We start from the raw sequence: 12,240 nt of genomic DNA, 5'->3' as shown, positions 1-12,240 counted from the left end.
GCCAGTGGAGAATGTCATGAACGAGGTTATCGGGCGCGTATTCAGTTTTGAGAAACAGGTCTACCAGACCAAACAGGAACTGTACTCCCGTCTCGCCAACCATGGCCAGAGCCCCAAGGCGCTGATGATTTCCTGCGCCGACTCGCGCGTGGTTCCCGAAGAGATCATCCAGGCGCAGCCCGGCGACCTGTTCGTCTGCCGCAACGCCGGCAATATCGTCCCCCCCTTCTCGCAGGCAAATGGCGGCGTCTCCTCCACCGTCGAATATGCGGTGATGGTGCTGGGCGTGACCGATATCATCGTCTGCGGCCATTCGGACTGCGGGGCGATGAAGGCGCTGGGCGATGACGTCACGCTCGCCAAGATGCCCAACGTCGCCGCATGGCTCCGCCATTCGTCGGCGGCGCATCATGTCGTCACCACCGGCTATCCCGAGCTGAGCCGCCCGGAGCAGATCCGTGCCGTCTCGCTCGAAAACGTCGTCGCCCAGCTCGCGCATCTGCGCACGCACCCCTCGGTCGCCGCCGGCATCGCCCGCGGCGAGATCGCGCTGCATGGCTGGTTCGTCGACATCCATCATGGCCAGGTGCTGGCGCTCGACGGCGAGACCGGCCGGTTCGTCCAGCTCGACCATGACAAGGCGCTTCCCGTCGCTCTGCCTGCGCGTCAGCGCCTGGCATCCGACATCATCTATGCTCAGGCGGCAGAATAATGACTGACACCACAGCAACCCCCGCGGGGGGCAAGACGATCGGCCGGGATCTTACCGCCTCGATCGTCGTCTTCCTCGTTGCGATGCCCCTCTGCATGGGCATTGCCGTCGCTTCGGGCGTACCGCCCGAAAAGGGCCTGATCACCGGCATCATCGGCGGCATCGTCGTCGGTCTGCTGGCGGGTTCGCCGCTGCAGGTCAGCGGCCCTGCCGCCGGCCTCGCCGTGATCGTGTTCGAAATCGTCCAGGAACAAGGCCTCTCGGCGCTGGGCCCGATCCTCGTGCTCGCCGGCCTGTTCCAGGTCGCGGCCGGCATCTTCAAGCTCGGCGGCTGGTTCCGCGCGATCTCCCCCGCGGTGGTGCACGGCATGCTCGCCGGCATCGGCGCGCTGATCGTGATCGGTCAGTTCCACGTGCTGTTCGATGCCAAGCCGTTGTCGAGCGGCCTCGAGAATCTGGCAGCGATGCCGAGCCGTGTCTTCGGCCTCTCGCCCAGCAACATCGAGGCGACCGAGCTCGCGCTGCTGGTCGGCCTTTTGACCATCGGCGCGATGATCGGCTGGGAAAAGCTCCGCCCGCAGTCGATGCGGCTGGTGCCGGGCGCGCTGGTCGGCGTCGTCATCGCCACCCTCGTCACCGTCGCGCTCGGCCTCGGCGTCGCCAAGGTGGACGTGCCGGCTTCGATCGTCTCCGCGGTCGATACACCCAACGCCAGCTTCCTTTCCGGCCTGATGTCGCCGACCGTGATCATCACCGCGATCGCGATCGCCTTCATCGCCAGCGCGGAGACCTTGCTGTCGGCCGCCGCGGTGGACCGCATGCATGACGGTGTCCGCACCAACTACGACAAGGAACTGCGGGCGCAGGGCATCGGCAACCTGCTGTGCGGCCTGGCCGGCGCGCTGCCGATGACGGGCGTCATCGTCCGGTCATCGGCCAACGTGCAGGCCGGTGCCGTCACCCGCATGTCGGCGGTGATGCACGGCGTGTGGATCCTCGGCTTCGTGGCGCTGCTGCCCTGGCTGCTGCGTGCGATCCCGATGGCGTCGCTCGGCGCGATCCTCGTCGTTACCGGCTGGCGTCTGGTGAGCCTGAGCCATGTGAAGCACCTGTTCAGCCATTATGGCGCGATGCCGGTGGTGATCTGGCTGGCGACTTTCGTGATGGTCGTCGCGACCGACCTGCTGACCGGCGTGCTGGTCGGCCTGGGTCTCTCGCTGGTCGAACTGGCACCGAACCTGCGCCGTCTCCGCCTGCGGGTGAACACGGATCATCATCCGGAAGCCAGCCACATGTCGCTGGATGGTGCCGCCACCTTCGTCAGCCTGCCCAAGCTCAGCAAGGCGCTCGACGCCCTGCCCGAGGACAAGCCGGCGAAGATCGACTTCGCCCGCGTGCCCGCCGTGGACCACACCGTCGCCGAGATGCTTTCCGATTGGCTGCAGCGCAAGCGCCGCAGCGGCATGTCGATCGAGCTGGCGGGCGCACCTGGTGCACTGCGGCATCTTGATCACACCCGCTGACCAAAATGATCGCGAGCCTGACTGGCAATGTTTTGCAACAAATCAGCAACATTCCAGTCAGGTTTGGCGGCTATTTTCGATTTCACCTTAAGGCACCCGGCACGGCGTGTGGGCTCATAAGCGGATGAGGCCGGGACTTTAGGGGCGCAGGAGGAACGTTCTCACGGAAGGGGAATGTTCCATGATCAACCGTTTCGCCGTTGCAGCGCTCCTGATGTCGCTCTCGGCGCCCGCCTTCGCCCAGGAAGCCGCTGAAGAGCCGGCCGAACCCATCACCGTTTCAGGCAGCGTTGCGCTCGTCTCCGACTATCGCTTCCGCGGCGTCTCGCAGAGCGACAAGGAAATGGCGATCCAGGGCGGCATCACCGTCAGCCATGAGAGCGGCGCTTACGCCGGCACCTGGGGTTCGAACCTGTCGGGCTGGGGCACCTTCGGCGGCGCCAATATGGAGCTCGACCTCTTTGCCGGCTACAAGTTCGAAGTCGCCGAGGGCACGGCGCTCGACGTCGGCCTGACCTGGTACATGTATCCGGGCGGCTTCTCGGACACCGATTTCGCCGAGCCCTATGCGAAGCTCAGCAGCACCGTCGGCCCGGCTAGCGTTCTCCTTGGCGTTGCTTACGCGCCCAAGCAGGAAGCGCTCGGCAACTTCGAACGCACGGTCAACAGCCGCGGCCAGAAGCAGGACAATCTGTACATCTGGGGTGACGTCTCGGGCGGCATTCCGGATACCCCGCTGACGCTGAAGGGTCACCTGGGCTATTCGAACGGCAATCCGGGCCTCGGCCCGAACGGCACGTCGCTCGCGCCGACCGGCGAATATCTCGACTGGCTGGTGGGTGCCGATCTGGCGCTTGGCCCGGTGGTTCTGGGCGTCGCCTATGTCGACACCGATATCACCAAGCGTGAAGCTGCCTATCTGCAGCCGAACTTCTCGTCGACCAAGAACGGGTCGTCGATCGCGGCCAGCCAGGTCGTGTTCTCGATCAGCGCCGCGTTCTGATCGCAGCACACCCCTGAACGGACGGGAACGGTCAGGCACGTCGGCACTATGCCGGCGCGCCGATCGGTCCCGGCCGCGCGTTGCATGGCACCAAAAAATCGCGCGATTCTCAGAAAGACGACGTAACAATTCAGCAACGCCGTGCTAGGTCGAGAGCGATGATACCGCCTCTTGCCCCGCCGCCCGCACAGACCGCCTGTTGCAATGCAGCATGCCGGCGACCGATGTGCGCGTGAGCGGCGAGGCTTCATCCGACTATGTGTTCGCGCCGCATGAGCGGCCGATGCTTCCCGGTTCGCCGGCCACCCCCGCCCATCCTACCGGCCGCCGCTTCGCCTATTTCGGTATCGGGGTATTCATCGGCCTGACCGGCGGTTTCGGCAACGCGATGGTCACTGCCAATCTCGTCAACATTCAGGGATCGCTCGGCCTCTACAGCGATCAGGCGACGTGGCTAATCGCCGCCTACATCATGACGAACGTTTCGATGAGCCTGCTGCTCGTCAAGTTCCGCCAGCAGTTCGGCCTCGTCACCTTCGCGCGCATCTTCCTGCCCGCCTATGTGCTGGTCACCGCGGCGCATCTCGTTATCCACACCTATACCAGCGCGCTGATCGTGCGCGGCGCCAGCGGCATCGCCGCCAGCGCGCTTTCCACATTGTGCCTGCTCTACATCATCCAGTCGATGCCGGCCGCCTGGCGGCTCAAGGGGATCGCGCTGGGCATCGGCATTCCCCAGCTTGCCACACCTTTGGCCCGGCTGGTGTCGTCGGACCTGCTCGAACGCGGCCAATGGACGATGCTCTACGTGTTCGAACTCGGCCTCGCGCTCATCAGCGCAGCGCTCGTCTTCCTGCTCCGCCTGCCGCCAAGCGAGCGCATGAAGGCGTTCGAGCCGCTCGACTTCCTCACCTTCGCGCTCTACGCGCCCGGCGCCGCCCTGCTCTGCGCGGTGCTGGCGCAGGGCCGCATCCTGTGGTGGACCGAGGCGCCGTGGCTCGGCTACGCCGCCTGCGCCGCGATTTTGCTGATCGCCGGCGCGTTGCTGATCGAGCATAACCGCGCCAATCCGCTGCTCAACACGCGGTGGCTGGCGAGCCGCGACATCCTTCGCTTCGCGCTGGTCGCCACGTCCGTCCGCATCCTGTTGTCCGAACAGAGCTACGGCGCAATCGGGCTGATGACGGTGCTGGGCGTGGGCAATGATCAACTGTTCATGCTCGGTCTCGTCATGGTGCTGGCGACGATCGCCGGGCTTGCGGCGAGCGCGATCACGATCAACCCCGCCAATCTCGGCCGGCCGATCTTCTGGTCGGTCGCCCTGATCGCGATCGGCGCCTTCATCGATTCGCATTCGACGAATCTCACCCGCCCGCAGAACATGTATTTCAGCCAGGCGCTGATCGCCTTCGCCGCAGTGTTCTTCATGGGGCCGACCCTGCTGATCGGCATCCTGCGCGCACTGGTGAAGGGCCCCAACCACATCGTCAGCTTCGTCGCGCTGTTCAGCATCACCCAGTCGATCGGCGGCCTTGCCGGCACCGCCTTCCTCGGCACCTTCCAGGTGATGCGCGAAAAATTCCATTCGCACAGCATCATCCAGTCGCTGACATTGGCCGATCCGCAGGTCGCCGGCCGCATCCAGTCGCTGGGCGGTGCCTATGGCAAGGTGCTGGGCGATCCGACATTGCGGCAGGCGGAGGGCGCGGCCTTGCTCTCCCAGCAGGTGACGCGCGAGGCCAATGTGCTGGCGTTCAACGACATCTTCCTGCTGGTGGCGGTTCTGTCGCTCGCCGTACTGGTCTGGATCGGCATCCGCCAGCTCCGCATGTACATAACCGGGGTCAACCCGATGAGCGAGGTGCTGGCGGCGATGGCGCGGATGAGGGGGCAATGATGAGCGAACCGCAGGCACCGGCGGGTCAGGCGCGGGTCAACGAGCCGATCGAGACGCCCCCCGCCCCCGCTGCCGGCCCCGCCCCGCCGGCGCCGCCCGCCCCCACCGGCTGGGCACCGCCACGCAACACGTGGCGCACGACGTTGATCATCGCCGCGGTGGTGATCGCGGGCATCCTCGTGATCCTTTACGCCTGGGCGCTGCCGCCCTTCTCGCCGCGCATGCAATCGACCGACAATGCCTATGTCCGCGGCCGTACGACGCTGATTGCGCCGCAGGTGGCGGGCTATGTCGTGGCCGTGCCGGTGCAGGATTTCGAGCCGGTGAAGCCCGGCCAGATCCTCGCCAAGATCGACGATCGCATCTACGCGCAGAAGGTCGAGCAGGCGCGCGCCAACCTCAACGCGCAGATCGCCGCGCTCGCCAATTCGCAACAGACCCGCCGATCGCGCGAGGCGACGCAGGTCTCGCAGGGTGCCGCGGTCGCCAGTGCACGCGCGCAATTGCTGCGCGCGCAGGCGGACATGCGCCGGGTGGACGAGTTGGTCGGCCAGGGATCGGTATCGCTGCGCGAACGCGACCAGACATTGGCCGCGCTCCGCGCCGCCGAAGCCGCCGTGCGCCAGGCGGAGGCGGGACGCGAGATCGCCCGGCAGGATGTCGTCGCGGTCGGGGTCAACCGCGGCGCGCTGGAAGCCGCGGTCGAGGGCGCGCGCGCCGCGCTCCATCTTGCCGAGATCGACCTTGCCAACACCGTCATCCGCGCGCCCGCGGACGGCGAACTGGGGGAGGTCGGCGTGCGCGTCGGCCAATATGTCACCGCCGGCACACAACTGATGTTCGTGGTGCCGCGCCAGCTCTGGATCACCGCCAACTACAAGGAAGCGCAGACCGCGCGAATGGCGCCCGGCCAGCGCGCCAGTTTCCGCGTCGATGCACTGGGCGATGCGAAGCTGACCGGCCATATCGTCAGCCTGGCGCCAGCGACCGGATCCGAGTTCGCGGTGCTCAAGCCGGACAACACGACCGGCAATTTCGTGAAGGTGGCGCAGCGCATCTCGGTGCGTATCGCCGTCGATCCCAACCAGCCGCTCGCGCGCCGGCTGCGCCCCGGCATGTCGGTGGAGGTGAAGATCGATACCGACAGCGGCCCGCAACGATGATCCGCCGCACCGCCGGTGTGCTGCTCGCCGGCCTCCTCGCCGGCTGCACGCTCAACACCGCCGGCATTCCCCGCGAGGCTGCGGTAACGCCGCCAGAGGGCTGGCGCACGCCGGTGACGGCCGCCGCCGCACCGGTCGCGACCGACTGGTGGCGCGGTTACGGCGATCCGGCGCTGACCGCGCTGGTCGAACGTGCGCTCGCCAACAATCCCGACGTTGCGACCGCGCTGGCGCGGGTGCGTGAGGCGGAGGCGAACAGCCGCACCGCCAGCGCACAGCTTCTGCCCACGCTCAACGCCGCGGTCGGCGGTGCCTATTCACGCGCATTGGGTGCGCTCGGCACCGCCAACGATGCCGGCCAGATCCAGCCGCAACTTCAGGCGGCATGGCAGGCGGACCTATTCGGGCGGCTCGACGATCTCGCCGGCGCCGCCCGTGCGCAATATCTGGCAAGCGCCGCCGCGCATGATGCCGCCGCGCTTTCGGTCGCCGGTGCCACCGCCTCCGGCTATATCGCGCTGCGCGCGCTAGACGCGCGGCTGATCGTCGCGCGCGAGACGCTCGGCGCCCGCGCCGAGGCGCTGCGCCTCGCCCAGTCGCGCGCCGATGCCGGCTATACCTCGCAGCTCGAACTCAATCAGGCGCGCAGCGAATATGCCGCGACCGCGCAGATCATCCCGCAGGTCGAGCGCGCCATCGCGATCCAGGAAAATGCGCTGAGCCGGCTGGTCGGGGACAATCCTCGCGCGATCGAACGCGGCGCCACGCTCGCGGCGCTGGTCGTGCCGCCAGTGCCGCAGGGCCTGCCCTCCACTTTGCTGCGCCGCCGGCCGGATATCGCACAGGCCGAACTGACATTGGTCGCCGCCGACCGCAGCCTCTCGGCGGCGCGCAAGGCGTTCCTGCCCACGGTCCAGCTTACCGGATCGGCTGGCGTGCTCGCGGTGTCGCGGCTCGATCCAGTCACCGTCTTCTCGATCGGCGGCAGCATCCTCGCCCCCCTGTTCGACGCCGGTCGCGCGCAGGCGGGCGCCGATGCCGCCGCCGCGCGGCGCGACCAGGCCGCCTTCGCCTATCGCGCCACCGCGCTCACCGCTTTCCAGGAAGTGGAGAACGCGCTCGTCCGCCTCGACCGGATCGGTGCCGAACAGACCCAGGTCCGCGCCCAGCGCGATGCCTTGGCCGAGGCGCTGCGCCACGCCTCCAACCGCTACAACGCTGGCTATTCGGGCTATCTCGACCAACTCGACGCACAACGCGGCCTGCTCGCGGCGGAATTGGCGCTGGTCCAGATCGAGGCGGACCGGCTGTCGGCGAGCGTTGCGCTGTATCAGGCGATGGGCGGCGGCTGGGATCCGGCGGGGCTGCCGACGGATCGGTAGAAGCGGGTGAAAGCCGCCGAACCACTCTCTCCCCTCGGTGGAGAAGGAGTGGGCGCTTGACCAGCCGCCGCCACCGCTCGACGTTGGCGGCGATGACTTACCCGCGCCGTCCCACCATCCTCCTCTGCCTTGCGCTTGCCGCCTGCGCACCGGCCGAGCCCTTGCCCTCGCCGCGCGATCCGCCGTCCGCGGTGCAGGATCCGCGGATCCCCTTTGCCGATCCCTATCGCAGCGACCTGATCATGGCTGCCATATCGATGATGCGCGGGTTGAAGCAGCAGGGCGGCGCCTGCCTTGAGGCGCGGTTCCTGCGCGTGCCCGCGCAGCAGGCGCAGGCGGTGCTTCCCGCCTATCGCGGCCAGCTCGGCGGCTGGGCGCCCGCGACGATCAGCGCGCCGCCGTTCGACAGCGTTGCGGCGTTCCGGAAAGACGACGCCGTCTTCGCGGTGGCGGTGGCGGATCGTCCGCAAAAGGGATGGACCGGGGTGGTCATCGCCACCAACACCGTCTGGAGCGACAGCGCACGCGAGACGGCGGCGAAGTGCCGGGCGGAAGGCTGAGCGGGCTCAGTCCTTCACGGCGTCGGCGATCAACGGCGCGACCTTCCCGACGATTACGCCGACCCCCTTGGGATTGGGATGCATCCCGTCCGCGATCAGCAGCTCGCGCTTGCCGGCCACCCCGTCGAGGAAGAAGGGATAGAGCGCCACGCCATGCTTCTTCGCCAGATCGGGATAGATCGGGTTGAACGCCGCGGCATAATCCGCGCCGAGATTGGGCGCGGCGAGCATGCCCGTCAGCACCGTCTTGATGCCGCGCTTGTCGAGCTCGGTCAGCATCGCATCGAGGTTGGCGCGCGCTTCCTGCGGGGAAAGCCCGCGCAGCATGTCGTTGGCGCCAAGGCCCAGGATGACGAGGTCGGGCTTGCGCGGCTGGCCGTCGAGCGTGAAGGCGAGGCGCGCGCGGCCTTGCGCGCTCGTCTCGCCCGAAACGCCGGCATTGACGACCGTCGCGGGGACGCCCTGCGCACGCAACGCCCGCTCCAACGTCGGCGCGAAACCCTCGGTCGGGCCGAGCTGATAGCCGGCATAAAGGCTGTCGCCGAACGCCACGATCAACTTTCCGTCGGCAATCGGTGGAGAAACCGCCGGCGCGGCCGCCGCGCCACTCGTATTTTCCGTGGGCGTCGCCATGTTGGCGTTCGGCTCACCGTCCGCGCACCCCGCGGTCAGCGCGGCCAGCAGCAGTGCCGCGACTCCCAACTTCCTGTCGTTCAACGGAGCACCTCTTTCCTTATGCACGGAACCAGCGACCAAACGCATATTGCGATCCGCGCCCGCAATGTCACCCTGTCGCTCGGTTCCCGCGACGCGCCCGTCGAAATCCTGAAGGGCATCGATCTCGACATCGAGCGCGGGCAGAGCCTCGCCATCCTCGGCGCCTCGGGTTCCGGCAAATCCTCGCTGATGGCGACGCTGGCCGGGCTGGAACGGGCGAGCGGCGGCGAGATCCGTGTCGCCGGGGTCGATCATGGCGCGCTGGACGAGGATGCGCTGGCACGCGCGCGGCGCGGCCGGATCGGCATCGTGCTGCAATCCTTCCACCTGCTGCCGACGATGACCGCGCTGGAGAATGTCGCGGTGCCGCTGGAGCTCGCCGGCGCGGCCGACGCCTTCGCGCACGCCGAGGTGGAACTGCAGGCGGTCGGCCTCGGCCACCGCATAGATCATTACCCTTCCCAGCTGTCCGGCGGGGAGCAGCAGCGCGTCGCGATCGCCCGCGCGGTCGCGCCCGGCCCCGAGATCATCTTCGCCGACGAGCCGACCGGCAACCTCGACGCCTCGACCGGCACCACGATCATCGAATTGCTGTTCGCGCGGCAGGCGGCGCGCGGCGCGACCCTGATCATCATCACCCATGATCCTTCGCTTGCAGAACGCTGCGACCGCATCGTCGAGATGCGCGACGGCCGCATCGTATCGGATCGCATGTCGGATCGCCGCGCATGAGCCGTCCGCTTGGCTGGCGCGCCGCCTGGCCGCTCGCCCGCCGCGACCTCAGCGCCAGCCTGCGCGGGCTGCGCCTGCTGCTGGTCTGCCTGTTCCTCGGCGTCGCGACGCTCGCCGCAATCGGCAGCCTGACCTCGGCGATCACCGGCGAACTCGCCGAACGCGGCCAGACCCTGCTCGGCGGCGACATCGAGGTCTCGATGACGCAGCGTGAGGCGACCGCGCCGGAGAAGGCGGAGATGGCCCGGCTCGGCCGGATGAGCGAGACCATCCGGCTGCGTGCGATGGCGCGGCGCGAAGGCCCCGCCGCTGCCGGCACGCCCGAGGCGGTGCTGACCGAGCTGAAGGGCGTCGACGGCGCCTACCCGCTCTACGGCACGCTGACGCTCGCCAAGGGAGCGAGCACCCGCCCGCTCGGCGCGGACGAACTCGTCATCGGCCAGTCGCTGGGCGACCGGCTCGGCGTCAAGCCGGGGGACCGGCTGCGCTACGGCACCGCATCCTTCACGATCAGCGATATCATCGTCGACGAACCCGACCGCGTCGGTGAGGGCTTCACATTGGGGCCGGTGGCGATCACCAGCCTTGAAGGGCTGCGCCGCGCCGGGCTGATCCAGCCAGGCAGCCTCTACTACAGCAAATACCGCATCCGCCTTGCCCCCGGCGCCGACCTGGCGGCGACAGTCGATGCGCTCAAGAAACGCCACGACGCCGATGGCTGGGCACTCAAGGATCGCGATCGCGCCGCCCCCGGCGCCAGCCGCTTCTTCGATCAGATGGGCCAGTTCCTGACCTTGATCGGCCTTGCCGCGCTGGTGATCGCGGGGATCGGCATCAGCAATGGCGTCGCCTCCTACCTGCAGCTCAAGCGCGGCAGTATCGCGACCCTGAAAGTGCTCGGCGCGACCTCGGCAGATATCGCCCGCATCTATCTGCTGCAGATCGGTATCGTCGCGGGTCTCGCGATCGTCGCCGGCCTGATCGCCGGCGCGCTGCTGCCGCCCTTGCTGGTGGCGGCGGCGGGGGACGTTCTGCCGGTGAAGCCGGGCATCGCCATCCACCCGCTGCCGCTGGTCACCAGCGCCGCCTATGGCCTGCTCGTCGCGCTGCTGTTCACCTTGCCGCCGCTCGCCCGCGCGCGCACCGAGCCGGCGGCGGCGCTGTTCCGCGTGGTCGACGACCGCCGCGCACGGCTCGACCGGCGGACCTCGGCGCTGGTCGCGCTCGCCGGGGCGGGCGTGGTCGGCCTCGCGCTCGCCACCGCGCGCGATCCCCTGTTCTCGGCGATCGTGCTTGGCGCGACGGCGGCGGTGCTGGGGTTGCTGCTGGCGATCGGCGCCGGCGTGCGGCGGCTTGCGACGCGCGTGCCGCGCCCGCGGCGGCCGCTGTTGCGCCTCGCCATCGCCAATCTCCACCGCCCCGGCGCACAGACCGCGGCGCTGGTGGTCGCGCTCGGCCTTGCGCTGACCTTGTTCGTTACTTTGGCCGGCATCCAGACCAGCCTGGAATCGGAGATTCGGCGGACGGTGCCCGCCAAGGCGCCCAATTTGTTCGTGCTCGACATCCCGGTCGAGCAGCGCCAGCAGTTCGTCGACCTCGTCGAGCAAAGCGCGCCGGGTGCGCAGCTCAACATGGTGCCGGCGCTGCGCGGCACGATCACCGCCTATGGCAAGCAGCGGGTCGCCGACCTCAAGGAATTGCCCGAGGGCGCCTGGTTCCTGCGTGGCGAGCGCGGCGTGACCTACAGCGATGTCGTGCCCGAAGGCAGCGATGTCGTCGCCGGCCGCTGGTGGCCGCGCGACTATGCCGGGCCGCCCTTGGTCTCGCTAGACGCGGAGGCGGCCAAGATCATGAAGGTCGGCGTCGGCGACACGCTGACGGTCAGCGTGCTCGGCCGCGAGATCCCGGCGCGCATCGCCTCGCTGCGCAAGGTCAATTGGGACACGATGGGGTTCAACTATATCCTCGTCTTCTCGCCCAACACTCTGGTCGCCGCTCCGCACAGCCTGACCGCGACGGTGACGATGGCGCCGGCGCGCGAAGCCGTGGTCTCGCGCGCCTTGCTCTCCGCTTTCCCTGCCGCCTCGGTGATCGCGGTGGGGGAGATCATCGATCAGGTCGGCGGTCTGCTCCGCCAAATGTCGACCGCGATCCTCGTCGCCGCATCGGTCGCGATCCTCGCCGGCATCGCGGTGCTGATCGGCGCGATCGCCGCCTCACGCCAGGCGCGCAGCTATGACAGCGTGATCCTGAAGACCCTGGGCGCGACGCGCTGGCAGGTGCTGGGCGCGCAGGCGCTGGAATATGCGGTGCTCGCCAGCCTGCTAGCGGCCGTGTCGCTCGCGCTGGGGAGTCTTGCCGCCTGGTATGTGATCGTGCGCGTGTTCGAGTTCGGCTGGGCGCCGGACTGGTGGGTGGTGCTCGGCACGCTCGCGGGCGGCGCGGTGCTGACCCTTGGGATCGGGCTGGCCGGCTCGATCCCGCTGATGTCGGTGCGGCCGGCGCGGGCGCTGCGGGCGCTGTAGTCCCCCAAGCCCTCGCCCAGAAAACG

10 protein-coding genes are annotated in these 12,240 nt (G+C 68.5%); 9 read left to right on the top strand and 1 reads right to left on the bottom strand.

Annotated elements, in window-relative coordinates:
- Positions 1–16 precede the first annotated feature (16 nt).
- From FHS96_RS16005 to FHS96_RS15975, 7 genes are all read left to right on the top strand, one after another.
- Positions 17–712 (top strand): carbonic anhydrase, encoded by a 696-nt coding sequence (locus FHS96_RS16005; protein WP_429593557.1) that lies wholly within the window; start codon positions 17–19, stop codon positions 710–712.
- Positions 712–2,235 carry a SulP family inorganic anion transporter gene (locus FHS96_RS16000; protein WP_429593554.1) on the top strand — a complete coding sequence of 508 codons (1,524 nt, stop codon included), beginning with the start codon at positions 712–714 and terminating at the stop codon, positions 2,233–2,235. The genes FHS96_RS16005 and FHS96_RS16000 overlap by 1 nt, the downstream gene beginning before the upstream one ends.
- Positions 2,236–2,416: 181 nt before the next feature.
- The gene (locus FHS96_RS15995) at positions 2,417–3,238 is read left to right on the top strand and encodes a TorF family putative porin (protein ID WP_429593550.1); all 822 of its coding nucleotides are present in this window, start codon (positions 2,417–2,419) and stop codon (positions 3,236–3,238) included.
- A 211-nt stretch (positions 3,239–3,449) separates the two neighbouring features.
- A complete protein-coding gene (locus FHS96_RS15990; protein WP_429593548.1) occupies positions 3,450–5,135 on the top strand; it encodes an MFS transporter in 1,686 nt (561 codons plus the stop codon).
- Complete coding sequence (locus tag FHS96_RS15985) at positions 5,135–6,298, top strand: HlyD family secretion protein (RefSeq protein WP_429593545.1); 1,164 nt, start codon at positions 5,135–5,137, stop codon at positions 6,296–6,298. Before FHS96_RS15990 ends, FHS96_RS15985 begins: the two co-directional genes overlap by 1 nt.
- Entirely contained in the window at positions 6,295–7,680 is a 1,386-nt protein-coding gene (locus FHS96_RS15980) for an efflux transporter outer membrane subunit (RefSeq protein ID WP_429593542.1), read from the top strand. Before FHS96_RS15985 ends, FHS96_RS15980 begins: the two co-directional genes overlap by 4 nt.
- A gap of 56 nt (positions 7,681–7,736) precedes the next feature.
- Positions 7,737–8,240 carry a hypothetical protein gene (locus FHS96_RS15975; RefSeq protein ID WP_429593540.1) on the top strand — a complete coding sequence of 168 codons (504 nt, stop codon included), beginning with the start codon at positions 7,737–7,739 and terminating at the stop codon, positions 8,238–8,240.
- Positions 8,241–8,246: 6 nt separating this feature from the next.
- On the opposite strand, the gene FHS96_RS15970 is transcribed toward FHS96_RS15975, so the two are convergent.
- A complete protein-coding gene (locus FHS96_RS15970) occupies positions 8,247–8,873 on the bottom strand; it encodes an arylesterase (protein WP_429594107.1) in 627 nt (208 codons plus the stop codon).
- Positions 8,874–8,975: 102 nt separating this feature from the next.
- Here FHS96_RS15970 and FHS96_RS15965 point away from each other — a divergent pair, with 102 nt between their 5' ends.
- Positions 8,976–9,689: an ABC transporter ATP-binding protein gene (locus FHS96_RS15965; protein ID WP_429593538.1), complete on the top strand. Its 714-nt coding sequence runs from the start codon at positions 8,976–8,978 to the stop codon at positions 9,687–9,689.
- Positions 9,686–12,214, top strand: coding sequence for an ABC transporter permease (locus FHS96_RS15960; protein WP_429593535.1), 2,529 nt, complete (start codon positions 9,686–9,688; stop codon positions 12,212–12,214). Before FHS96_RS15965 ends, FHS96_RS15960 begins: the two co-directional genes overlap by 4 nt.
- Positions 12,215–12,240 lie beyond the last annotated feature (26 nt).

Source organism: Sphingomonas zeicaulis (genome assembly GCF_050433225.1).
Taxonomy (GTDB): domain Bacteria; phylum Pseudomonadota; class Alphaproteobacteria; order Sphingomonadales; family Sphingomonadaceae; genus Sphingomonas_D; species Sphingomonas_D zeicaulis.
This window is presented reverse-complemented; position numbering and strand designations above follow the sequence as displayed.